Annotated in this window: 22 protein-coding genes; 16 read left to right on the forward strand and 6 right to left on the reverse strand. The window is 47.3% G+C overall.

Annotated elements, in window-relative coordinates:
* Positions 1 to 34 precede the first annotated feature (34 nt).
* Both AC3RCL_RS14355 and AC3RCL_RS14360 read left to right on the forward strand, forming a co-directional pair.
* The gene (locus AC3RCL_RS14355) at positions 35 to 523 is read left to right on the forward strand and encodes a DUF8821 family protein (RefSeq protein ID WP_492535936.1); all 489 of its coding nucleotides are present in this window, start codon (positions 35 to 37) and stop codon (positions 521 to 523) included.
* Entirely contained in the window at positions 516 to 941 is a 426-nt protein-coding gene (locus AC3RCL_RS14360) for a DoxX family protein (protein WP_036673976.1), read from the forward strand. The genes AC3RCL_RS14355 and AC3RCL_RS14360 overlap by 8 nt, the downstream gene beginning before the upstream one ends.
* 102 nt (positions 942 to 1,043) lie before the next feature.
* Here AC3RCL_RS14360 and AC3RCL_RS14365 read toward each other — a convergent pair whose 3' ends face one another.
* Positions 1,044 to 2,075, reverse strand: a complete 1,032-nt coding sequence (locus tag AC3RCL_RS14365; protein ID WP_492535939.1) for a nitroreductase family protein — start codon at positions 2,073 to 2,075, stop codon at positions 1,044 to 1,046.
* Positions 2,076 to 2,134: 59 nt separating this feature from the next.
* Positions 2,135 to 2,617 carry a MarR family transcriptional regulator gene (locus tag AC3RCL_RS14370; protein WP_192571715.1) on the reverse strand — a complete coding sequence of 161 codons (483 nt, stop codon included), beginning with the start codon at positions 2,615 to 2,617 and terminating at the stop codon, positions 2,135 to 2,137.
* 388 nt (positions 2,618 to 3,005) lie between these two features.
* On the opposite strand from AC3RCL_RS14370, the gene AC3RCL_RS14375 reads away from it, so the two are divergent.
* Positions 3,006 to 3,722 carry a glycerophosphodiester phosphodiesterase gene (locus AC3RCL_RS14375; protein ID WP_492535942.1) on the forward strand — a complete coding sequence of 239 codons (717 nt, stop codon included), beginning with the start codon at positions 3,006 to 3,008 and terminating at the stop codon, positions 3,720 to 3,722.
* Positions 3,723 to 3,842: 120 nt separating this feature from the next.
* Here AC3RCL_RS14375 and AC3RCL_RS14380 read toward each other — a convergent pair whose 3' ends face one another.
* Positions 3,843 to 4,739 (reverse strand): LysR family transcriptional regulator, encoded by an 897-nt coding sequence (locus AC3RCL_RS14380; protein ID WP_492535944.1) that lies wholly within the window; start codon positions 4,737 to 4,739, stop codon positions 3,843 to 3,845.
* A gap of 129 nt (positions 4,740 to 4,868) precedes the next feature.
* Here AC3RCL_RS14380 and AC3RCL_RS14385 point away from each other — a divergent pair, with 129 nt between their 5' ends.
* The 9 genes from AC3RCL_RS14385 (at position 4,869) to AC3RCL_RS14425 (ending at position 16,134) form a co-directional block, all read left to right on the forward strand.
* On the forward strand, positions 4,869 to 5,954 hold the full coding sequence (locus AC3RCL_RS14385; protein ID WP_404564407.1) for a polysaccharide deacetylase family protein: 1,086 nt from the start codon (positions 4,869 to 4,871) through the stop codon (positions 5,952 to 5,954).
* 43 nt (positions 5,955 to 5,997) lie between these two features.
* On the forward strand, positions 5,998 to 7,239 hold the full coding sequence (locus tag AC3RCL_RS14390) for a YbfB/YjiJ family MFS transporter (RefSeq protein WP_404564406.1): 1,242 nt from the start codon (positions 5,998 to 6,000) through the stop codon (positions 7,237 to 7,239).
* A 152-nt stretch (positions 7,240 to 7,391) separates the two neighbouring features.
* Positions 7,392 to 8,075 carry a response regulator transcription factor gene (locus AC3RCL_RS14395; RefSeq protein ID WP_015735612.1) on the forward strand — a complete coding sequence of 228 codons (684 nt, stop codon included), beginning with the start codon at positions 7,392 to 7,394 and terminating at the stop codon, positions 8,073 to 8,075.
* Positions 8,076 to 9,077, forward strand: coding sequence for a sensor histidine kinase (locus AC3RCL_RS14400; protein WP_213578792.1), 1,002 nt, complete (start codon positions 8,076 to 8,078; stop codon positions 9,075 to 9,077).
* Between the two features lie 102 nt (positions 9,078 to 9,179).
* On the forward strand, positions 9,180 to 10,118 hold the full coding sequence (locus AC3RCL_RS14405) for a VanZ family protein (protein ID WP_492535948.1): 939 nt from the start codon (positions 9,180 to 9,182) through the stop codon (positions 10,116 to 10,118).
* 89 nt (positions 10,119 to 10,207) lie between these two features.
* Positions 10,208 to 10,891, forward strand: coding sequence for an ABC transporter ATP-binding protein (locus AC3RCL_RS14410; RefSeq protein WP_492535950.1), 684 nt, complete (start codon positions 10,208 to 10,210; stop codon positions 10,889 to 10,891).
* Positions 10,888 to 13,479, forward strand: coding sequence for an FtsX-like permease family protein (locus AC3RCL_RS14415; protein ID WP_492535952.1), 2,592 nt, complete (start codon positions 10,888 to 10,890; stop codon positions 13,477 to 13,479). The genes AC3RCL_RS14410 and AC3RCL_RS14415 overlap by 4 nt, the downstream gene beginning before the upstream one ends.
* A gap of 216 nt (positions 13,480 to 13,695) precedes the next feature.
* Positions 13,696 to 15,015 (forward strand): sensor histidine kinase, encoded by a 1,320-nt coding sequence (locus tag AC3RCL_RS14420; protein ID WP_492535954.1) that lies wholly within the window; start codon positions 13,696 to 13,698, stop codon positions 15,013 to 15,015.
* A 177-nt stretch (positions 15,016 to 15,192) separates the two neighbouring features.
* Positions 15,193 to 16,134 (forward strand): hypothetical protein, encoded by a 942-nt coding sequence (locus AC3RCL_RS14425; protein ID WP_192571723.1) that lies wholly within the window; start codon positions 15,193 to 15,195, stop codon positions 16,132 to 16,134.
* Between the two features lie 118 nt (positions 16,135 to 16,252).
* Here AC3RCL_RS14425 and AC3RCL_RS14430 read toward each other — a convergent pair whose 3' ends face one another.
* Positions 16,253 to 17,140 (reverse strand): helix-turn-helix transcriptional regulator, encoded by an 888-nt coding sequence (locus tag AC3RCL_RS14430; protein WP_492535956.1) that lies wholly within the window; start codon positions 17,138 to 17,140, stop codon positions 16,253 to 16,255.
* Between the two features lie 124 nt (positions 17,141 to 17,264).
* Between AC3RCL_RS14430 and AC3RCL_RS14435 the strand changes: the two genes are divergently transcribed.
* Together AC3RCL_RS14435 and AC3RCL_RS14440 are read left to right on the forward strand one after the other, a co-directional pair.
* Positions 17,265 to 18,173: a DMT family transporter gene (locus tag AC3RCL_RS14435; RefSeq protein WP_492535958.1), complete on the forward strand. Its 909-nt coding sequence runs from the start codon at positions 17,265 to 17,267 to the stop codon at positions 18,171 to 18,173.
* Between the two features lie 111 nt (positions 18,174 to 18,284).
* Positions 18,285 to 18,770 (forward strand): DinB family protein, encoded by a 486-nt coding sequence (locus AC3RCL_RS14440; protein ID WP_036660653.1) that lies wholly within the window; start codon positions 18,285 to 18,287, stop codon positions 18,768 to 18,770.
* Positions 18,771 to 18,998: 228 nt separating this feature from the next.
* Here AC3RCL_RS14440 and AC3RCL_RS14445 read toward each other — a convergent pair whose 3' ends face one another.
* Both AC3RCL_RS14445 and AC3RCL_RS14450 read right to left on the reverse strand, forming a co-directional pair.
* A complete protein-coding gene (locus tag AC3RCL_RS14445; protein WP_192571727.1) occupies positions 18,999 to 19,898 on the reverse strand; it encodes an EamA family transporter in 900 nt (299 codons plus the stop codon).
* Between the two features lie 229 nt (positions 19,899 to 20,127).
* Positions 20,128 to 21,027 (reverse strand): dihydrodipicolinate synthase family protein, encoded by a 900-nt coding sequence (locus tag AC3RCL_RS14450; RefSeq protein ID WP_492535960.1) that lies wholly within the window; start codon positions 21,025 to 21,027, stop codon positions 20,128 to 20,130.
* A 707-nt stretch (positions 21,028 to 21,734) separates the two neighbouring features.
* Between AC3RCL_RS14450 and AC3RCL_RS14455 the strand changes: the two genes are divergently transcribed.
* Complete coding sequence (locus tag AC3RCL_RS14455) at positions 21,735 to 23,483, forward strand: ABC transporter substrate-binding protein (protein ID WP_492535962.1); 1,749 nt, start codon at positions 21,735 to 21,737, stop codon at positions 23,481 to 23,483.
* A 99-nt stretch (positions 23,484 to 23,582) separates the two neighbouring features.
* Positions 23,583 to 24,536, forward strand: a complete 954-nt coding sequence (locus AC3RCL_RS14460; RefSeq protein ID WP_492535964.1) for an ABC transporter permease — start codon at positions 23,583 to 23,585, stop codon at positions 24,534 to 24,536.
* Positions 24,537 to 24,540: the final 4 nt, after the last annotated feature.

A 24,540-nucleotide genomic window follows, 5' to 3' on the forward strand; every position in this document is an offset into this window, starting at 1 on the left:
AGGAAAGCTCGCAAAACTATTAGGAGGGATGATCGTGTCCAATATCGTTGATTTTAAACATGTATCTTCAACTGGTTTAGAGTCTTCGCCCATAGCAGAAGCGCTTGCTGGTTTACGAGCGAATGAAGCCCGTTACTTTATGAACAAGTATAAGCATGCATTTACGGTTGTACCGGCTAGCGAGAGCCAGGAGACCCTGGATTATGTGAACCGAATATTGAAAGAAGAGCGTGATCTTGAGTTTGCGGCCAAACCATTGGAAACGTCACGTTTTCAAGTGGAAAACATTCAATTTGCCTATGTTTTTTACGAGAATGGTCTCGGGTTAAACGTAATGTATACCGTGGATGACCCTAAGAAGCGAGCCGTTGGTTTTAAGCTTTCGGAGGGGATGGAGGTGCCCGAAGAGTTAGAAGGGAAGTTCAAGTTCGCTAGGCAGAAGTCGAAACTTGCAGGAACGATTCGAGGCTCGTTTTTTGTGATCAAGAGAGATTATTATGAAGAGGTGGAAACCAATGAATAAGGTGATCGGTGTAGAAACAAGCATGAAAATAAATACCCGCCCTCTAGGGAAAACGGTTGCTTATTGGTCAGTCACAGGACTGCTTGCAGCAGCTATTATGTTAAGCGGCATCGGACAGTTGATGCAATTTGGGGGAAACCTTGAATTGGTGACGAATCTGGGCTATCCACTATATGTATTGACCATTCTCGGAATTTGGAAAGTGCTTGGTGCCATCGCTCTCCTCGTGCCAGGTTTACCTCGACTTAAAGAATGGGTTCACGCCGGCATCTTCTTTTTAATGACGGGTGCGGCATTATCTCATGCATTTGCTAACGACTATGGGGATTACGGGTTTAATCTTATCCTACCGCTTTCTTATGCGGCACTTAATATCGTCTCGTGGGCGCTACGGCCACCGAAGAACCGCTTATCTTAAGAACAGGGCGAAATCACGGCTATCTGAACGGGGTTATTGCACAAATACGACGGGGTGGACTTCACATCAAGCGATCTGGGGAGGTCCACCCCGCTTATATCATCATAGATGCGTCAGGTTAAGGAGCGGGGGAGGAGACGATACCGATTGCAACGATCGATTGTTTTCTCCGAGCTCCAGCACCGCTACAACCCGCTCCTCCGGCTGAATGCCGAACGCTTTGCACTGATCCTGGTCATAAATCCATTCCGGTATCGATCGGCGTGCGTTCCACGGCCTGGATTTTACCAATAGTTGTACGTTCTGGATCAAACAGCAAATCGCCGCATAATCCTCCTCCTGCTTGTGGGGATCCTCTTCATGCTCTGCTATAATCAAGAGAAAAGCCGATGATGTATATCCTTCCGAATTCGAGAGCTTTGCGGCCGCTTCGCTGCCCGTCACATAGATGAAGCGCCACGGTTCTCTTAGTCCGTCATTCGGGGCCCAGACAGCGTCATTCAGCACTTCCAGAATGCTTTGCGCTGAAATTCGGCCGCGTTCCGACCGAAGTCCATCCGCTTCTCGGCCTTCGCCGACGGCGGTCCATTTCTGCTCGGCCTGCGTTCTTCTTCGGGCTCTCGGCGCTTTATCGAAATATCCAATGTGCAAAATCCCGGCAAACCTTTCACCTTCCTGCAAACCGATTTCCGCAAGAAATGACTCGCTTTGAAACATGGGGTCCGTGTCCCACAGCGCGCCCAATCCACGTTCCCAGCCAAGCAGCTGAAAATTTTGCATCACACTGCAAACTGCAGCGAAGTTTTCGTCGCTCTGCCGCCGATCGGAGGCCGATTCCGCGATGAAAATCAGGTGAGCGGGAATTTCCGTTACTCGTTTAATGAAAAAATCAATCATTTTTGGGGGCATGAGCTTAACGAATCGGTTTTCCTTCATCTTGGTCATCATGCTCTCCACCAATCTTTGACGGGACTCCGGCGTGCCAGCGATAAGACAGCGCCAGCGGGGCGTACCTTTGTCTTCGTACAGGTTGACCGCATCGTTCAACAAGGATACGACCAGTTCGGGAGGTACCGGCGTTGTGTTGAATCTCCGGATGGTTCTGCGTTCTCTTATCGTTTGGGGAATATTCAATTTGATTCCTCCTTATATAATATAGTTTACTGGTAAACAAAAATAATAAAAAAATTTACTTATCTCTCGCTGATATACCGGGCCATTCCTTGAAAAAACTTCAACAGCGTCTGCAGCTCGCTTTCGGAGTAATCGTCCAAAAATCGCATAAAGCGCTGCTCCTCTGCTTCGTGCATAGTCCGATGCAATTCGAACAGCTGCTTACCTTGGGGCGTTAGACGAAAATAGACTTCTTTGCGATTGTCGTTAAGCTGGGTTCGATGAATAAGGTCAAGCGCAAGCAGTTTCTTGCTGATTTTGGTAATGCTCGCCTTCGACAAATTTAATTTTTCGGCAATCGCGGAATGATTGATCGGTTCATGTTGGCCGATGCAATCCAGGACATGGATGGTCGATAAATTTCCAGGTACGCCTTTCAGTTGATGAAGCTGGACCATCTCTTGGATTTCTTTAAGTTCCAGTTCCATTCGCTGTTCATGCAAATGAGAGAAGTGAAGCAGCTGTTCATAAATGATTGACTTGATGCGATCAGGGTAATCCATAGTTCCGGTCTCACACTCCATATTGTTTACTTGGAAATTAAAATATCACAGTTTGTCGGATTCAGCAAGTGCGCATGCTTCTTGCATGTGATGTCCGACAATCAGCTACTGAGTATTTTGAGCGCAGGGAACAAGCGAAGTGTGTTATTGACGATCTGAATGCAAGAGTTGGAAGAAACGCATTGTGCAATAGCGCCGCTCACTGTAATATACAGGTGATAAGATCGTTAAGGGCCCGTTAGCCGCGATTGTCAACATCCATCCGTTGCTGCTGGCCTGAGGCTTTTTCATTTGCGGCCGCGAAAATGGCGATGAGCGACGGTATGATCGAAGTGCTGGAAGCGCTGGATTTGCTTCCCCGAAGCAAAGGGGCAAAGGAGAGGATGGCATGAAAAAACATATTAAAGGCATGGCGCACCGGGGGTATCCAAGTAAATACCCTGAAAATACGTTAATCTCTTTTCAAGCAGCTTGCGATTTGAATTTCACTCACCTGGAGTTAGATGTTCAATTAAGCAAGGATGGCGTTCCGGTGGTCATCCATGATACTTCTGTCGACCGTATGACTGACAACGGAGCGGGGCAAGTGAAGGACTTGACGCTGGCCGAACTGAAGCAGCTAACGATTGACGGGACGGAGCGCATTCCAACCTTCGAAGAAGCGCTCGATTTATTAAAGGACCGGATCATCATTGATATTGAATTGAAGCAGATGGGCGATCTATACCCGGGGATGGAACAGCTTGTGCTCGATATGGTCAAGAAAAAAGGAATGCAGGGGCAGGTCTTCATCACATCTTTCGACCACTATTCCCTCGAAAGAGTAAGACAGCTTGACGATACAATCGGCCTTGGCCTGATCAACATTGGGGCTTCGCCGGCATTTTTTCCATTTGCCAAAGAGATCCATTGCGGCTACATGTCGATCGAACATCAACATATTACGGAGCCTTTCATCCATCGCTGTGCAGAAGAAGGCATTCAGCTCATCTCATGGACAGTTAATCAAGAAAGCGACATGAAATTGGCAGCTCAATATCCTTCCTTGCTTATCTGCACGAACGAGCTGGAACTCTGGGCGAAGGTATCCGGCCAGAACGGGTAGTCCTGGGGTATGGCCGTGGACCGATACAACATATATGCTTAAAAGTCGCACAGTTGCGGCTTTTTTTATTTTACGCAAATGAGGACGATTTCGAACTTTCCATACAGGTCCTGTCGAATTTTAGAGAGCAGGCTTGGGTTCGCGGATGCTCCGAATGGCCTCCATTAACAATAAAGCTGCCTTGCCAAGGACGTTTTTGTCTTTATAAGCGATGCCTATCGCAATGACAGGATTCAAATCGGCTATAGGTCGTATAACCAAGGAGCCTTCCTGTTCCAGACCGCTGTATATCGGAACAATCCCGATACCGAGCTCGGCCTTGACCATTTGTTGAATGACAAAAAAGCTTCCAACCTCCATACAAGAAAACAGGTTTTCCCCAGCCCCATAAATCGCCGTTTCCCAAAGCTCCCGATAGATACAAGTCGGTTCTTTGACTAGAATGGTATGCCCCGCGAGGTCGCTTGCCGTGATGCTATCTCGATCGGCTAACGGGTGACTCATGTTTAACATGACGCCTAATCTTTCTTCAAACAGCGGCTCAAACTCCAGCATGAGCTTCGAGGGTGGAGCCGAGCAAACACCAAAATCGAGTTCGCCGGCCCGAACCCTCTCCGCAATGGATCTGCTGCCGCTTACTTCCATGGTTAACTGCACTTTCGGTCTAATCTTGCAAAAGCGGGCTATCACGGCCGCTAGCTGCTGGCTTGCGACAGGCTCGATAGAGGAAAAACGCACTGAGCCGTTATCTCCCGTTGCAATATCCGAGACGGTCTGCCTCATGGCTCCGATCGATTTCAGTAAAGCCGAGGCCTCATGATAGAGCCATCGACCGGCTTCGGTCACAATCACGCGTTTTCCGTCGCGCACGAACAAAGAAACGCCAAGATCAGCTTCGAGACGCTGAATCTGAAGGGTTACCGTAGAAGGAGCATATTGGAGTTCCTCGGCGGCTTTCAAAAAATGTCCAAGACGCACGCAAGCCTCAAAGGTCTTTAAAGCTCGAAGATCCATCATTTCCATCACCTTTGTTTAAGATATCTGAAACAATTGTTCATATTATTCAATTTTACAAAACATTGCTGGAATTTTACAATAGGTTCACCGGTATTCTGGTGAAAAGATATTACAGAAGGGGGATTTACGATGTCTAATTTGGTCATTACTCGCGGCAATCCGGCGCTTTCTCACTGTGCCTTTACGTTTGATGACGGACCGATGCGGGTTCCTGTTGACGCATGGCTGGATGCTTTGGAGCAGGGAGGCGCGTGCGGGACGTTTTTTTTAACGGGCGAGTGGTTTGATCGGTATCCGGCGAAAGCAAGAGAAATGATAGCCAGGGGCCATGAGCTTACCACGCATACCTACCATCACCGCAGAATGGCAGATGTGACCAAAGCCGTATTCTTGGAAGAGTTGAAATGGGCTGAGCTTGCTTATCAAGAAGCAACGGGAAGGCCGGTTCCGACTTTCATGCGGTTTCCTTACGCCTCTTATCGGGAAGAAAATTTGGAATGGCTTCGGGAGTGGAACTATCTGGTCATCGAGGGGGAGGATACCGTCGACTGGTCGGGACCGCCAAGCGCGCAGCTTGTGGAGCGGGTGATACCTAAGCTGGATAATGGGACGATTTTGATGTTTCATGCCAATGAAATCGCCAAAGAAACGCCGCAGGCCGTAAAATCGCTTGTACACCATGCTCATGCCAAAGGTCTTGATATGATCACCGTATCCGATCTCCTTCGTGCCAATGGCATCAGGGCAGGCGAACGCAGCTGGCAAGTCCGCTTCAAACCGACTCTCCCGAACTCTTACCAAAGTGAGCAGTGGAAGAGCGTCGCTGACGAGGATGAATTGCGGAAGCTGGCTGCCGATTCACTTGAATGGGGGAACCCGAAAGCTCCGACGGGGTCAGGAGCTTTCGGCAAATGGCTGCAAGCGCTCTCCATACATTCTCCGTCGGATGGTGAAACGCGTTTTGTCGCACGCAGCTTTGCCGGACAGCACTGGGCATACGTGCGTGCTTCGATCCGGGGCGGCACGCTGATACTGGAGGACTTCGCTACGAAGGAAGCCCATGCGGATGCTATAGTCTATATCCTGCAATGGGCGGCTCACGAGGCATCAGCCTTGGGCTGCGAATGGATCACCAGCACACAGGACATGCGCCGGATTCACAAGCTGTGCGAACAGATGGGCATCGAAGCCGAGATTGTAATGCAGGAAGGGTAGCGGTTCATGGTTCGTCTTATTATTTTGGGGGAAGATGGGGGATATGGGTACTAAATCGGCATGGAATTGGATTACGCTATGGGCATCGTTATTATTTGTCGTGATACTCGGTTTTTCCCGGCTCTCCTACGGCATGTTTTTGCCCGGGATCCAGAGGGTCATCGGGGGGAGCTATGGACAGTTGGGTATACTCGGCACCGTCAACTTTATCGGTTATTTAATCGGGACGTTGTGTCTTTCCCCATTGATCTCGCGGTTTCCAGACCACAAGCATATCATGAATCGGATGACGTGCTTATTGCTTGGATTAACTTTGATCGGCTCGGCATTTAGTGACCATTTTACCCAGCTTGGGCTTTGGCGGTTCGCCATCGGATTGTTATCTGCCTTCGCGACCGTGTTAGTTCTGTCCATTGCCATGGATGCCGTTCGACCGGCGGAACGAGGCGTTGCATCGGGTCTTATATGGCTGGGCGGTTCTGCCGGCATTCTAGTGACGGGTTTGTTCGCCCCCTTTATCATTGATCCTTCACACCTGCAGGGATGGCGTTATGCTTGGGTAATCATGGGCGTATTCGGTGTAATTGCCGCGCTCGGCTTCGAGTTCGTTGTTACCAGAGAGAGGGGAGTCGTAAAAATACCGGCGCCGACCGAATCGAAGCCATGGGACCAAGAAAGCAATCATGTGTATCGTCTATTGTTGAACCCCAATAAGCTCTTGTTCCTAATCGCTTCTTATTTCTTCTTCGGCTGGGGATACATCATCTATTTCACGTATTTGATTCCCTATCTGGTGAACCAAGGCATTCCATCCCTCTATGCCGGGCTGATATGGTCCGGTATCGGATTCGCGGGTTTGTTTAACGGATGGATCGGAGGCAAAGCCATTGACCGATGGCCGAGCGGGTATACGCTGGCGTCGGGACTAACCTTAGGTACGATCGGTGCGTGTGGGGTAATCACTAATAATATGTTCTTTACTGTACTTGGAGCCACCACGATTGGGTTGGTTTCCTTTATTACCCCTCCGCTGATGACAACCGCGCTTCTTCGTCGTCATGTCCCTCACCACGCGTATGCGCCAAGCCTCAGCATAGCCACTGCTTTTTTTGCCTCTGGACAGATCATCGGTCCCATCGTTGGAGGTTTGATCGTCGAACAATACGGCTTGCCATTCGGCGTGGCATCCAGCGCCATCTTTATGGCGATTGCCGCTGCGTTGGCTGTATTGTATGGACAACAGCAACGAAAACTTGAGATTCGAGATTTGCCTATCCGTAGTTGATGTTGAAGCTTCATATTGAGGCAGCTGGTCAAATGATCGGCTGCCGTTTTCATTGTGGCAACGGCTTTTATTTTTCCTAATGCGTTGGTAAACTATCAGAATGAAGATGGGGTCATAAATTTAATCATAACGTTAGGATGATCTTTTTGGATATGAAATTCTTGTTAGTGGAAGATGATAAAACGATTGCGTCCGGCCTGGAATATTCGCTGCAGCAAGAGCGCTATTCCACCGTTATTTGCCATGATGTCGCATCTGCAAAACAGGTGCTCGCCGAAGACATCGATCAGTTCGCTTTATGTCTGTTCGATTTACAGCTTCCGGACGGAAGCGGCTATGAATTGTGCAAGATGGTGAAGGAGCGGCGTGACATTCCGGTCATCTTCTTAACCGTGATCGATGATGAGGTTAATGTCGTGATGGGGCTTGATATGGGAGCCGATGATTATATTACCAAGCCTTTTCGGGTTCGCGAACTTCTTTCGCGGATCAAGTCCGTCTTGCGGAGATACCAAAAGCCGTCCCAAGTTAACAGCATCATGGATATCGATGATATCCGCATCAATACGCTGGAAGGGAAAGTGTTCAAGAACGGTGCCGAGATAGCGTTGACCGCTTTGGAATATCGCTTATTGCTCATCTTTGGCAACCATATCGGGCAGGTTCTCTCAAGAAATCAGCTATTAGAGCAAATTTGGGATGTGGCCGGCGATTTCGTGAACGACAATACGTTAACCGTTTATATCAAAAGACTGCGGGAAAAGCTGGAAGATGATCCTGGACATCCGACATTGATCAAAACCGTGCGCGGACTGGGATATAAGGTTGGTGATTAGATGCTGCGCAATCGAGAAATTAAGATGTTATTGTTCGTTATGGGTTCAATCAGCCTTGCGGCGATTGTTGCAGCTCTTATGATCTCTCCTGCCGCCGCGGTGCTCGTTTTCTTCCTATCGATTTTGCTCATTGGCGGCAGCTTGTTATTTACGAAATGGAGATACCGGGAAATTGAAAAGCTGTCCGTCTATTTGCGGGAGATTAGCAGCGGCAATGATACCCTTGACGTACGGGATAATACAGAAGGCGAGCTTAGCATCCTAAAGAATGATATTTACAAAGTGACGCGCATGCTGTCGGAGCACCGGTCGCTATTGCAGCGGGACAAACTTCAATTGACGGATGCCATCTCCGATATTTCGCATCAGCTCAAAACGCCGCTCACCTCCATGACCGTCATGGCGGATCTGCTTAGCGCCCCTGACCTGCCTCCGGCCAAAAGAACGGAGTTCACCCACCATATTCGCATCCAGCTTGAACGGATCGACTGGCTTGTTTCTTCTTTATTAAAGCTATCGAAAATGGACGCGAAGACCATCCCATTCAAAAAAGATCGAATACCCATGAAAAACCTTATCCAAAAGGCATTAGAGCCGGTAATGATTCCGATGGATATTAAGGGACAGACGGTTTCCATTGCGGGGGATGACGATGTCTCTTTTGTCGGCGATTTCAATTGGACTGCCGAAGCGGTTATCAATATTTTGAAAAACGGAGTGGAGCATACGCCTGAAGGCGGTGCGATCGCCATCTCATTTTCCGAAAACGCGTTATACACGGAAATCGTCATTGCCGACAACGGAAAAGGCATTCCGAAAGAAGAGTTGCCGTATATTTTCAAACGTTTCTACAAAGGAAAGAATGCTAGCGAAGGGAGCATCGGCATAGGCCTTGCGATGGCCCAGAGCATCATTGCCAGCCAGAACGGCGTGATCGATGTGACGAGCGACAGCGAGAAGGGTACGCAGTTTCGGATTAAATTTTATAAGCAGGTGATTTAGCAGCACTCCTCTAAGTGACTGAATTGTCACCTCCATCGTCACTGAAAAGTCATTTTAGACAGATAAAATGATTTTCATCAGAAGAACGATGGAGGTAAGACAATGCAATCGAAGCAACAGCGTAAGATTATTTTTGCTATCACGATATTTTACACCCTGTTTATTCTTTATTTTTTGTTTTTCGCTTTCGGCAGAGTAGGTAAGGCAGATCCAATCATGGGGTACACCTTTATTTTTTTACCGGACGATTTTTTTAGGCTGCCAGGTCTATCCGACCTTCTACATCCGACGTTGATGGATTTTGTGGGTTTCGGGAACGTCGTCGCTTTCATTCCTTTTGGCATTTTGATTCCGTTGTTATATCGAACCAACTTTGTTCGCTTCATGACTTTGTTCGTCCTGTCCATTCTTATGCTGGAGACGATTCAGGCGCTTACTTTCCTCGGCAGCTTCGACATGAACGACGTCATACAGAATTCAACGGGCGCAGCCATCGGATTCGGGGCGTACAAACTTGGCTTTCGTACAAAAAACTACTGGAGAAATATTGCTGCTGCGGGTTTTTCCGGCATTGTCTTGATGCTCGGGGTATGGGGGATCTTCGGAATGGTTGACCAAGCGTTCACCAAAGATTTGGGACCCTTTGTGGCGATAAACGATTTAAGGGATCGTACGGGGAATCCAACAACAGGACCCAAAACGGCCAGTTTTGAGATTGGCGGTCAAGAAGTGGAACCCCAATATAATGTGTACAGCCTCGAAGGCAAGAACAAGGAAACGTACAGGTACACGCTAGGCAATAAGAAGGAGGTGTACCTCTTCTTGAATTATGGAATTCCCGATCAGGAGGATTCCCGGGGCATCATTAGGATTACCGCCGATGGACATGAGTTCCTGACTGTATCTGTAGAAGCCGGTCGTCATGAGCCGGATATGAGTTCCATTTATCTCCCTCAGGCCAATGAGCTTACGATAACCATTGAGGGAAATGTAACCCTGTGGGATGTTGGGTATAAAGAGATGGTCTATAGCTGGAATTGAGCATGAAGGAGCGCTCATGCTTCCGAAGTGAGTTTTGTACGAAGTCGATTCAAGAAGTAACGCCCACAAAACTTTTAGGAGATATGGCAATGGAAATTTTAAAAATCGAGCATCTGTCTAAAATATACGGCACAGGCGAATCGGCGGTAAAGGCGCTTGACGATATTTCGTTTTCGGTTCAAAAAGGCGAATTCGTCGCGATTATCGGTCCGTCCGGATCGGGGAAATCGACCCTTCTTCATCTGCTGGGAGGCGTCGATCGACCGACAAGCGGCAAGGTTTTCGTTGAAAATTCGAACATCTATGCATTGGACGAAACGCGACTGGCCATCTTCCGTCGGCGACAAATCGGACTGATCTACCAGTTTTTCAATCTGATTCCCACCTTAACGGTGAAAGAGAACATGACGCTTCCGCTCTTGCTTGACAACCAGCAGGAAGATAAGAAGCAGTTCGATGGACTCGTAAAGACCCTAAATTTGGAGCATCGTTTAAACCACCTGCCGAATCAGTTATCCGGCGGACAGCAGCAGCGGGTTTCGATCGGCAGAGCGATCATCAGTAACCCTGCCATCATGCTGGCAGACGAGCCTACCGGGAATTTGGACAGCAAAAATAGCAGCGAGATCGTCGATTTGTTGAAAATGTTGAATAAAACCTATCATCAGACGCTGATTGTCATCACTCACGACGAACGAATCGCTTTGCAGGCCGACAGGATCATTTCAATTGTAGACGGGAAGATTGCCAAAGACGAGGTGATCCGTCGATGAATATTGTCTACAAACTTGCCATCCGGAATATAAAGCAAAACAAGAGACGAACACTCGTAACCATCATCGGCGTCATCATTTCGGTTGCCATGGTGACCGCTGTCGCTACGCTTGTGTTCTCCTTCTCGGATTTAATGATCAGGCAAACCATCGCGGATAGCGGGGAGTGGCATGTCCAATATCAAGATGTTACCAAAGAACAGCTTGCGGCGATACAAGCCGATGAGGCAACTAAAACCGTTGCGATTACAAGGGATCTTGGCTTCGCTCCTTTAGAAGGGGGACAAAATCCCAACAAACCATACTTGTTCATTAAGGAGTATGATGCGCAAGGTTTCACGCAATTTCAGGTTGAACTAAGCAAGGGGCGTCTACCCCGTACGGACAAGGAAGTCGTTATCTCCGAGCCCGTTGCAACGAACGCCAAAGTGAAGTACGAAATCGGCGATCGTCTAACCCTTCGCATCGGCGAACGGTTCGAACAAGGGGGCGATCATCCTTTGGACCAGACCGAACCGCTGCGTAGGGAAGACGGCACATTGACGGAATCGTTGCAGCATATCGAGACAAGGGATTATACGGTGGTCGGCTACATCAAGCGTCCCGAATGGGAAACGGCTTGGGCGCCGGGTTATACGATTATCAGCTATGTCGATGATAATATGATCGGGTCAAACGATCACGTGAATGCGGCGGTGGTCTTGCAGAAAATCAAACCGTCCTTGTTCGCGCATGCGGAAAATGTGGCAAAGAGAAACGACATCGAATCGGTCCAATACAATAACGACTTGCTGCATTATTACGGCTTATCCAAAAACGAAGAATCGTACAGCACGATGTACTCTTTATCGGCGATCCTGATGGCGGTCATTATGATCGGCTCGGTTTCGCTCATCTATAATGCGTTTGCGATATCCGTCTCGGAACGTTCCGGTCATTTAGGGATGCTCGCGAGCGTCGGGGCTACGAAAAGGCAGAAGCGAAATTCCGTGCTTTTTGAAGGTGTCATTATTGGCTTGATCAGCATTCCGATTGGCATTCTATGCGGTCTTGCCGGGATCGGAATCACCTTTTGGTTCATGAACCCGATGATTGAAGGGGCATTATGGAGCAGTGAAAAGCTGACGGTCATCGTCACGCCGTTATCACTCTTGATTGCCTGTGTTGTTTCGATGCTGACGATTTTCATCTCGACGTATCTTCCGGCGATCAAAGCATCCAAGGTTTCCGCTTTGGACGCGATTCGCCAAACGACCGACGTTAAGCTTACGGCGAAAGCCGTGAAAACGTCGAGGTTCATTCGCAAGCTCTTCGGCATCGAAGCGGAAATCGGATTGAAAAACTTAAAAAGAAACAAACGGAGATATCATGCCATTGTATTTTCGCTTGTCATCAGCATCGTTTTGTTTTTGACGGTATCGTTTTTTACCGCCGGCATGAAACAATCCCTGGAACTGTCGCAGGAAGGCGTCAATTATGATATTGAAGTGTCGTACAGCACTGGAAAAAGAATAGACGACCGGTTGCTGCAATCGATTGTATCCTTAGATGGTATAACGGAATACAACCTGATTCAAGAGTTCTATAAGCAGGCTTGGGTCGATGAAGCGTACATCGCCGATGAATTGCAAGAGATGGTTAAGAAGGATAAGGGTTTACTGCAGGACGGAAAATACCCTTACGAGATTAAGATCCATGCATTAGACGATTCGAGTCTGCAAGCCTATGCCAATGCCGTCGGTGCAAATTACGAACAGCTTAGGGATCCGGATCATCCTGCCGCGATCGTGATGGATACGATCCGCTACCAAGATATGGATGCGGGGAAATATGTCCAGACGAAGGCCGTGTATACGAATGTCGGTCAAAATTTCGAACTAACGAATAGCTATAAAGATAATGCGGAAGAAACGAAGGTAAGCCGGGTGACCGTTGCCGCGCTGACGGATCAAGCGCCGATGGGGATGAGCGGGGCAGGCGTGGGCGGGTTAAATATGATCGTGTCGGAACGCATCATGGATCAATTGGCAGACGACGAGGAGCCGGCTAACCTTCAGACATACCTCTATTTGAAAAGTACGGAGCCGATGAGAACACAGCAGGAAATCGAAGAGATGTTTGAGACCAATCTGAATGTCTACAATGTACATCAATCCAGAAAAAGCGAAGAACAACAGATTCTATTGACGGCCGTCTTTTCTTACGGTTTTATCGTATTAATCTCCGCGATTTCCATTGCGAATATTTTTAATACCATCTCAACGGGCTTATCCCTTCGTAAGCGAGAAATTGCGATGTTAAAATCCGTTGGCATGACGCCAAAGGGCTTTGCGAAAATGATGAACTATGAAAGTATTTTTTATGGAGTCAAGTCGCTGCTGTTCGGGCTTCCCGTCAGTGTCGCCGTAATGATTCTGATTTATAGGTCATTTGCGAACAGATTCAGCTACGGATTCACCGTTCCCTGGCTGAGTGTGCTGTCAGTTGTCGTCGCGGTATTTGTTATTGTCGTTTCTGCGATTATTTTTTCCAGCAGGAAATTAAAAAAGGAAAACATTATTGATGCGTTAAAGCAGGAGAATATATAGGCAGATCGAAATTGACTATTAGGAAAGCCGCATAAGCTGCGGCTTTTTTGCTTGAAGCATAGAAGTTCTCGTAATAACTCTCACCGTATTTCCTTCGTGTGTTAGACTAACCTTATACCATTTGTTAGGAGTCTGTGTGAAGATGAAGACATTCACGATTGAGACGATTCGCGGCGCCGGATACCGAGTGAGAACATGAGGATGCGCACCTCGTTAATGAGCAAATACCTGGCTCTGATGATGACCGCATTGCTGTTATGGCCGGTTATTCCAGCGATGTTTTATTTACCGGGTTACCTATTCAGCGAGCATTCGATGTATCGTCCGGAAGAGATCACTCGTAGGTGGCAAGAGGAGGCCATCAAGCTGAATGGTGCAGGAAGTGCCGCGATTTATGCCAAACTAGGCGCGTTGAGCAAGGAATATCCGGAGGCGGAGATGTTCTGGGTCGACTCGTCGGGTAGAACGAATGCGATCAAGGTCACCTCGAACGATATCCCGGCGCAATGGAATTATGAGGATATGCTCTCGCTTCAAACCCTGGATAGCAGCCAGGAAGCGTTTACCTTGACGGCTCTCATCGGAAACGATCCAAAACAAGGCTTTATGGTGATGAGTCTTCCCGAATCTTATATTATATCTGCGGAAATGTCGTTTCCAGAAAACATGCCGTTAGCCATTATGTTCTTCACCGTCTGTCTATGCTTCTTGGTACTGTCATTTCTGTTCTTCGTGAATCTTCGAAAAAGATTGATTAAACTTCGATCAGCGATGAACTTAAGCGGGAAGACCGGCTTCCCGAATGAAGTCGTTATTAGCAAGGAAGACGAGATTGGAGAGCTGGAAGGCGCCTTTAACCGGATGGTCTGCGAGCTTAAAGAAAGTCAGCAGCGGGAGCGGGAGGAGGAGGAACTGCGTAAGCAATTCATTTCGAATATTTCCCACGATCTCCGGACTCCGTTAACTGTCATTCGGCAGCATGTTCATTCCGTTCGAAGTAATCCTGCTGCTTCCCAGGAACAGACGTCGCTTTCTATCATTGATCACAAGCTGGATGAAGTCGACAAGTTGATGGATAACCTGCTGTCATACTCACTGCTATCGGCGGGTAAGTATCCCATTAACATCCAATCGATCGATATCACTGAAGAAGTTCGTAACCGCGTGGCCGAATGGTATCCGATCTTCGAGGCAAAGGACTTTGATGTTGTTGTCGAGCTGCCTGATTGCCCGATCCTATGGAATGTAGACCCCATGTGGCTTCATCGGATCATTGACAATGTGTTCCAGAACGTGGTGCGTCATGCTGGAGTTGGCCGATACATCGGCATTCAAATCACGGATTATCCCAATCAGGCTATTATCGTACAAGACAAGGGTCCCGGCACTTGTAACGAGTCTCCTGAAAAAGGAGCTGGAATTGGATTGTCCATTGTATCCATGATGACCAGGGAGATGGGTTTGCAATGGGAGTTGAAGTCCGAAGCAAACGGAAGCTCGTTTTATCTTTGGAAGGATAGCGGCGGCAACATTTAGATTACGATTGCATGCAGTTTCTTTTTTTGATCAATTACCTCGCGTAAGGCTACTTATGCAGAAATTTAACCCATTTTTAAACTTAAGGTCGCTTTACTTTTCGAATCAGAAGATAGAATGGGATATGCAAGCAGCGTTATTTAAGGAGGTAAGTAATCCAACATGAGGTATGATAACATGGCAATGTCGAAAGAGCTGCAGGCGCCGTTATGGATGAAAATGCGTCGTATATGCGGCTATGGAGCAGCCATATCGGTGTTGCCGTATCTGTTGATCAAAATCGTTTGGACTTTAGGTTTCTTCATTCCGACCGAACAAATGGGCGATGTTAGCTGGCGTGCGATCAACGCAGCTACCGTAGTGCTCGCAATGATCGGAATCCTGCTGGCGCTGGCGTTCAGCATGCCATGGGGCGAACGTCTTCCTGCTTGGCTGGTTGCCATCCCCATTTGGATGGGTACGGGTCTGCTGGTTCCTATGCTGCTCTTGGCACCGGTACTAGGACCGGCAGCCATGACTCGGGATAAGGAGGCAGGCGCGGCCGATGTTTGGGTTTATGAACAGTTGTTCGTCATGATATCGCTGGTCGGTGTCGGCATTTGTCTGCCTCTCGCCCTAGCAGGTTACGCCAGAACACGCTGGCCGGAGGCCTTCGGCACATTCATTGATTATCGTGATTTACCCGGGAACACTTTGAAGCTGCAGCAAACATTGGCCAAGTTTGTTGGAGTTGGCTGTATTCTACTCGGCACCATTAAGGTGTTTTGGGCTGCGGGAGGGACCTTCGGCATTGACCCGGCAAGAGTGGATGAACGCGATGTGTGGTGGCATCTGCTGACGTTTAGTACCGGAGCATGGTCTATCGTTGGAGCGTGGGGAGCTCGGGTTCTAACTTCGGATAACGGATCGCGAAGGTTTCTCCCCCCGATGGCAACGGTGTGGATTTCGTCGGGAATGTTATTCTCGTACAATCTCTTTTCCGCCATACGCACGGACTCCCAATTTTCGCCGGAGTACGCGTTGCTGCGGGTGTTGACCACGGAAGCGGGGATTATTTTGGGGATCATCATGGTAATGATCATTCTTCTTGTGCTGCACGATCGACGGCGAGTCTGGTAAATTACCCGTACCGCTGGTTTTTGTCAAACGACAAGAGGCATGAATACACTGAAAAGCCGCATGGTATGCGGCTTTTTTGTTTGAAGCATTTAAAGTTCCTAAACTCCATTACGGCATGTTACGTTATTTTTTTCAGCTTTTTATAGGTTAAAGGTGTCATGTTCATTGATTTTCTGAATTGATTGATGAAATAGCTGGTGCTGTTAAATCCTACCTGATAGGCAACGTCCGTGACGTTATTTTCGGGCTGCTGCAATAAAATCAGGCTTTTTTGAATACGGTATTCCATCACATAATTCAAAGGCGATTTCTTTAGAAGTCGTTTGAAGTATCGGCAGCATTCGGACCGACTCAATTGCCCCGCCTTTGCGATATCCTCTAATATGATTTTTTCAGCATAATGGTGATGAATCCAATTCAGCATTTGCTTCATTCTATGGTTCTTCAGCATATCTGCTTCTTTGTATTCCAATGGAAAACCGTTAACAACCAAATTTCTCCATATGTGAGTTAACTGTATCGTAAGGTCTATTTCATATAAAGCTGGACGTTGATGGATCAGTCGGTCCATTTCCAATATCGCATCCAGGATGTTTTTTGCCCAATGTTCCCTTGGGGGCAGGATGATATAAGATAAGTTCGTCGCTTCGATATAAGGATATACATACGTTCGAAAGAGCTCTTGTGAGAGAACAAAACTAGGCAAAACATTTAAACAAATATAGTGACAACCTGAGTCGTTATCATCTTCTGCCAGGTGCAGGGAGCCGCTATTAATAAAAATTCCGTCACCTTCGCGCATCGTCACTTTTTCTTCTTGGATCTGAAAGATGGCTTGTCCCTTCATGATCCGAACAAATTGAAATTCTTCATGCCAGTGCAAGGGGATATATCCATTGATGTTTTGACGAATGATTGTGCGATAACATGCCATTGGCAAGACTGTGGTTCGATGTTCGGTCAGCTCTTTAAAATTTTGGTCGACTTTGAAGTTTTTTGTTTGCATCCATATGACATCAATCTCAATATACTTATATTTTATGATCTGATTCTCGTATCTTATTATACATTTTCTCTTTATTATAGTCTGTAAACGATACTATTTTATAACTTTGATGGAGAGTTGACATATGGATAAAGGAAAAGGATTATTTTTCATCATGACAGGGGCAATATTTTGGGGAATCGGAGGGACGGTTGCAAAAAAGCTATTCCAGCAATACGGCATCGATATGGGTTGGTTCGTTACGATCCGACTACTTATCGCAGGATTACTGCTCCTATGCGTTCACATTTTTAAAAAAGGACCTGCCGACATTTTTGGGATCTGGAAGAATAAAAGGTTCTCGTTACAGCTCGTTATTTTTGGATTAGTTGGTATGCTAGGGGTTCAATATACGTATATGGCTTCAATAGAAAAGGGAAACGCTGCAGTAGCTACTTTATTGCAATATTTAGCTCCTGTAATGATTATTATATACTTGTTTGTCCGTAAGCAATCTGCCCCAACGAGAAAAGATATGTATACCGTTTCGCTCGCATTACTGGGTAGTTTTTTCTTGCTGACCAATGGTTCGCTGTCTCAATTATCCGTACCCTCAGACGCTGTGCTTTGGGGAATATTATCCGGGGCTGCCCTTGCGTTTTACACCTTGTATGCTGTTCGCTTTCTCGCGAAATACGACTCATTAGTCATTGTTGGCTGGGCGATGTTGATCGGGGGGGGTGCATTGAGTTTTATCCACCCGCCTTGGCAGATGAATATTAAAAGCTTGCCGTTCGAAGCCTGCTTATATTTGATATTCGTCATTATTTTTGGAACGATGCTGGCCTTTTGGTTTTATATCGAAAGCTTAAACCACTTATCGCCCAAAGAGTCAAGTCTTTTGGGGAGCTTAGAACCGGTGGCAGCCGTATTCACAACCGTATTCTGGTTAAAGGATTCGTTCGGATGGCTCCAATGGATTGGGATGTCCTGCATCATGGCTATGGTTCTTTTCTTAGCTTTGAATAGAGACGCTTCATCCAACAATACATGACATGCTAGAGGTAAACCTCGGATCCGGAATCTTCATAGAGGGAGGATAATGGAATTAGATCGCGAATCATGAGTATACGCAACAAAGTTTATGATTACAGGAGGCTGTGACATGTTGAAGCTATTCGAGTATAACTGGCAAGTGCGCCAAGATTGGTTTGACTGGTGCGATACCGTGAGCGAGGAAGAGTTGTTGAAACAACGCACCGGTGGCATAGGAAGCATTCTCTTCACGCTGTATCATATCGTGACCGTTGAATATGCCTGGTTGTGCGGGGATTTGCAAGGGAAAGAGCTGGATATTCCTTCGTTCGAGGATTGTGCCAGCGTCAAAGGATTAAGAGATTATTCGGCCCGAGCCCATGCGGAAATTGCACCCTTCGTCTACGACTGGAATGATAGCTTGGAAGATCGCATCATGGTTGACACGAACCAGGACGGGGAACAGGAAAGATTTACATTCGGCGAAGTGATGCGTCACGTGATCGCCCATGAAATTCATCATATCGGTCAATTGTCTATCTGGTCGCGAGAAATCGGAAAGCAGCCGGTTACTGCAAACTTGATTCATAGAGGGTTATTCGATATTAAATGCTGATGCATTCTATTGAACGATTAACATGCCAGGGTCAGCATATGGACGAGGTCACAGCTATGCAATCGGCAAAGATGCCGAACTGCTTATCCCCAACGAATGGCGTAAAGAGCAAAAATCCTTCAGTTCTAGTATGGAACCGAAGGATTCATTTTTTGTTCTTACTCCATCTACTTGATATCGAGCCATATCCTATTGGGTTTAGCGGTTTTTTTGTCACATGCTTTTAGCTTACACAGTGGTTGTCAAAGCTTCTCCGTTCCGAGTACGAAATCGAATATTACTGTAAAAAATTCCGCCCAGAATGATGATCACGCCAATCCACTGAGACCAGCTTATGGTTTCTCCCAGGACTAAAGAGGACATGGCAATGACAACCGGCAATTCGGATGACGTAAGAATGGTCCCCAATCCCGAACCGACATGCGGCATTCCAATCGAATACAGAAGAGGGGGGAGGACGCCGCCGAATATGCCCAGTGCCAATCCGTAAGGAATGATCCCCACGAATACATCCAAGTCGAATAAAAACGTTGGCGGAAAAACGATAAATACGGTCAATACGCCTCCCGTGGAAAGTAGGGCGCTTTTTAAAATGGGAGGGGTTTCCTTTTCAACCGACCCACTCAAAAATACGAATGCGGAAAAGGACGATGCCGCAAGCATTCCCCAGAGGCATCCCTGCCATGATAACACTATGGGTTCTTGGAATAGGATATTGGCTGCCAACACGGAACCAGCCAAAAGCAAGGCGATGGAAATGAGTTTCGTCTTGGTTGGCTTTTTCTTGTGGAATACCCACTCCAACAAGGCTCCGATCCAAACAAATTGGAACAAAATAACGATTGCTAGAGAGGCGCTTAAAGTTTGTAGGGCTTGATAATAAAATATGCCCGTTAACCCGAAGGGAATTCCAGAAAGGATAAGCTTTAAAGCTTGGATCCGAGTCAGTTTTTTCTTTTTGGTAAATAACACGGCAAGCCAACAGAGGACAACGCCGAAGAGATACTGTCCTCCGGTTACTGCGGACACGGTGAAACCTGCTGCATAGGCCAATTTAACGAAGGTGGACAAAACCCCATAACTGCAGCCTCCTAAAAAAACGATCAATGCATAGTGCCATAATTTCATCTAATCATTATCCTCCTTAGTTAAACGCAAAAAAGCCACACAAACGACCGTACGGCCTTTGCGTGGCGAAAATGGAGAGATAACTCTCCAGAAAAGTCCACATCATCCCAAATAGGTTTTAGGTAAGATATTAAGTTTCATTTAACAGTATAAAAGCATACTTTGATCCATGTCAATTACTATGTATAAAAATATTAGGGCTGCGCAACAGCCCCAATATAGATGTCAATCAAGATGATTCCATAAGTTGAATGTCTACAAGTATGGACTTCAAATGCTCTCTGGCTGAAGGATTCAGTGGTTGTAACGGAAGAGGGAGGCTGGGACTTGAAATCAAGTTATCCATTTCTGCTGCTGCAGATACTACGCGAAGACTACCAAATTGGCGAAATAACGTCCAAATCGGTTCGAGCTGTTTAGAAAGGCGATTGGCTTCGTCTGCAAAGCCCTCCAAAGCCAATCGAGTCATCCTCATGCATGTCTTAGGAAATAAGCCTCCCAGCACCGAGTACCAAGCTTCACAACCTGCATTCAAGCCGATGGCTGCAAACGGATCATTGCTTACTCCGATGGTTACGCTGGAAGGAATGAGCTCGCGAAGATGGCTTACTCGTGTCTTGGCTGCTTCAGGTTCAGACGGCACTCCAGGGATCTTGATTGAACGTACATTGGGGAGCTCAGCAATTCGGCCATGCAGTTCATCGCTAAAATGAAAATGCGTAGTCCCCGGATTATCATAAACGCAAAGCGGGATAGAGAGTGAGCATGTCACCTGTTTATATAAGGAGTATACTTCTTCATCCGTTAATGCTTGGTAAGAAACAGGAGCTAACAGCACCGCACTTGCTCCTGCTCTTTGTGCGTCTTCTGCCAAACGAAGCACATCAGCCGTGCGCATTGCACTTATGCTTGTCATCACGGGAATGCCCTCAGCGTAACCGACCGCAAGTTGCAAAACCCGGTAGCGTTCCTCTCGGCTCAGATAGGCATAGTTACCTGTCGAACCCAGTGCCCCGATGGAGTCTACGCCTGCTGCTGCCAATCGTTCAATTAGCTTAACAAATTCATTTTCGTTAATTCCTGTTTCATTCATTGGGGTCAGTGGAAATGCGGATAATCCATGGAACATGAAGCTACACTCCTCCAAAAGTTAACTTTCATAAATAACACAAATTATAAGAATCAACCGGACTCTATTAAAGATCCAATTTCAAAACACTCATTTAGGCCAATTTATCAAAGTAATATTGGTGTGTCAGTTTCAAATAAAAAAGTACCTTGATGGAAGTGGATATGCCGTCGGTAGACGGAACCGGAAAAATCGGAAAAGAGGGGGAAGAAAAAACTTTTTTTTGAAAAAAATTTATGTGAAAACCGGAATGGAATTACTAAATTCGGTCGATATGGACAACTCAACATCAAGATAAATAACGGACCGGAATCTCCCAGGGCCCAATAGGTCATAGCGATGCAAGAACAGATGCAGCTTGAAGATTCGATTTCTACCTATTAGGAGGCATCATTCCATAGAACGGAGATGGAAGGACAAGAATCGATAGAAGGAAGCCATCGCAAACCTTGGAGAATCAAAGATGATTTGATATCCAACATTTGAACAAATGCCGGCGAAGTTACGGCCAACATTGTAATGCCCAAAAGTAGCCAGAATGTTTCTGTCTAGACAGAAACACGCGGAAGTTAGCTATTTACAGAATCAATAACGCTGGCTAAAATGAGCTTACTGATGCATCAGTTTGGCAATAAATCCTACTTAACCTATTTGAATTATAATTTTACTTAGGAGTTAAACTTTAAAAAATGGCAAAGGTGGTTTCTATGAGAAAACAACGATATTCCGGTTTGTTATGGTTAGGGTTATTGTCGCTATTTTTGATATTGTCTGCTTGCTCCTCGGGATCTGCTAACAAGGATACGGCGGCATCGCCGCCGACAACTCCAGAAGCGAACGCATCCAGTGAGCCGGCTGAGCAAGGTACGGAGGCCCATTTGCTCGAAGAACCCTTTGCTGCAACCGATTTAAACAAGCTGCCGGACAGAGCGAAGCAGCGCAATGATGCAATTATCGTCACTCTGGTGAATCCGAGCGGGGCATTCACACCATATTTCACCCAAGTGGGTTATGACGGTAATGTAAACTCTGTTCTGTACACTCCGCTTGTCCGCGTCGATACCGATGGTTTACCGGTTCCTGGTCTCGCGGAGAAATGGGAAATTTCCGAGGATAAGCTGACGTATACGTATCATCTTCGGGAAGGGCTGAAATACAGCGATGGTTCCCCCATGACAACCGAGGACGTGGAATTTACATGGACCTTGCTTCATGATCCGTCGTATGACGGTCTCAACAGCGTGGTAGAGGCGAAGATCAAGGGAGGTCAAGCCTACAAGGACGGCAAAGCGGATTCCATTGAAGGCATTCAAATTATCGACGAGCGAACGATTTCCGTGACGCTGGAAGAGACCAACGCAACGGCGTTGACGGTGCTCGGAGGACCGATATTGTCTAAAGCCTACTACGGAAAGGATTATCAGTTCGGCAACCTGGACTATATTAAGAACCTGCACGCCAATCCGATCACGAACGGCCCTTACAAGCTGGAGAAGTTCATTCCGGGCCAAGAAGTGCGTTTTGTTGCCAATGAACACTACGCGTTAGGCAAACCGGAGACCGAATACTTCATCTACAAGACGACGGAAGGCGACACTTGGCAGTTTATCGAAACCGGAGAAGTCGACTATGGCAGCTTCTCGGCTACGACGGATAACATCGAGAAACTGAAAGCCCTTGGTTTCCTGAACCTGATTCCGTCCACGGCCAGCAACTACGGCTATAATCAATTCAATCTGGAGAGGGATCCATTGAAAGACAAGCGGGTTCGCCAAGCCTTGACGTACGGCCTGAATCGTCAGCTGATCTACGTGGATTCCAGGCAAGGGGCAGCGTCGATCGCCAACATCCCATCATCTCCGATTCTGTGGTCCTATACCGAGGAGGATATCAACCCGTATCCGTATGATCCGGAAAAAGCAAAACAACTGCTGGATGAAGCGGGCTGGACGGTCGGCGCAGACGGCATTCGGGAGAAGGAAGGGGTCAAACTTCGTATCAACTATCTGGGATCAAAGAGCCCGAATACCGATATTATCATTGCCGTCGCCAAAGAGAACTATCAAGAACTCGGGGTTGATTTCGTGCCTGAGCAATTCCCGGACTTTAACACACTCGTATCCAAGGTCAACAGCGGTGATTATGACATGGCTTCGTTCTCGACGACGATTATCAGCGATCCTTCGCAAGGGGTGGAGCGGTTCATCAAAGGCGAAACGAAGGGCTACGACAATCCGCGCATCGAAGAGCTCTACGCCCAGGGTCTTGCAACGGGCGACGTCGAAGAACGCAAAGCGATTTACCACGAAATGTTCAAAATATTGAATGACGAATTACCGATCATGTTTACCAACTATACCAAATCGGTCATCGCGATCAACGGGCGCATCGACGGTTTCGAATTGAACCCGCTGGCGGGAATCGCATACAGCTTGCCGGGATGGAATCTGCAATAAGCCAGCTGGCAGCTGGAGGGAAGATTAGACTGCTCTATCAAAGAAGACATCTCCTGCCTGAACCCATCAGGCAAGGAGATGACTAATGAAGGAGAGAACATGAGAACCTATTTGCTCCGAAGATGCTTGTACATGCTCTTGATATTAATTGGCGCATCCCTGTTAATCTTCTTCCTGTACTCCCTAACGCCAGGCGATTATGTCGATAACAACTTGAGTTTGAGCGAGGAGCGCAAGGCGGAACTAAGGGAAATCCACGGGTTGAACAAACCTGTCATCGAACGATACGTTAATTGGATGGCCAACATTTTCACAGGCGATTTCGGCTATTCTCTGGCTCAGCAGCGCTCCGTCCTCGACCTGTTTCAGGATTACATATGGAACTCCTTTGTGCTGGCGGTGGTATCCACGTTCTTCACCTGGTTCATCGCGGTAGTCGTGGGCGTTATTACGGCCTATAAGCAATATTCGCTGCTCGATACCCTGGTTATGATCGGCATCTTCGCCGCGATGTCGATTCCTTCGTTCTTCATCGGATTATTCCTGATCAAAGTATTCGCCGTCGATTTAAAGATTCTCCCGCCAGGGGGAATGATTACGACGGGGAGCCGGGCCGAGGGGTGGGACTACGTTGTCGAGGTGCTGCACCATATGCTGCTTCCGGCCGCCGTTATGATATTGCTCGGCGTCGGGTCGCTCACCCGTTATTTCCGCAGCAACATGCTGGAGGTGATCCGGCAGGATTATGTCCGCACCGCCCGTGCGAAAGGATTGAAAGAGAGAACGGTGCTGTACCGCCATGCATTGAAAAATGCGATGCTGCCCGCGATTACGTTGATCGGTTTCGAATTGCCGGGCCTTTTCGGCGGCTCCATCATCATTGAGAAGATTTTCAATTGGCCAGGCATCGGCCAGTTGTACATGCAATCCTTCACGGTGCGGGATTATCCGCTCCTTATGGGCTTTACGATGTTTTTGGCTATCTTGACGGTCGTCGGGACGCTCATATCCGACATCCTCTACCACACTTCCGATCCCCGGGTCAGGCTTTAAAGAA

It is taken from the genome of Paenibacillus sp. MT86 (genome assembly GCF_058792535.1).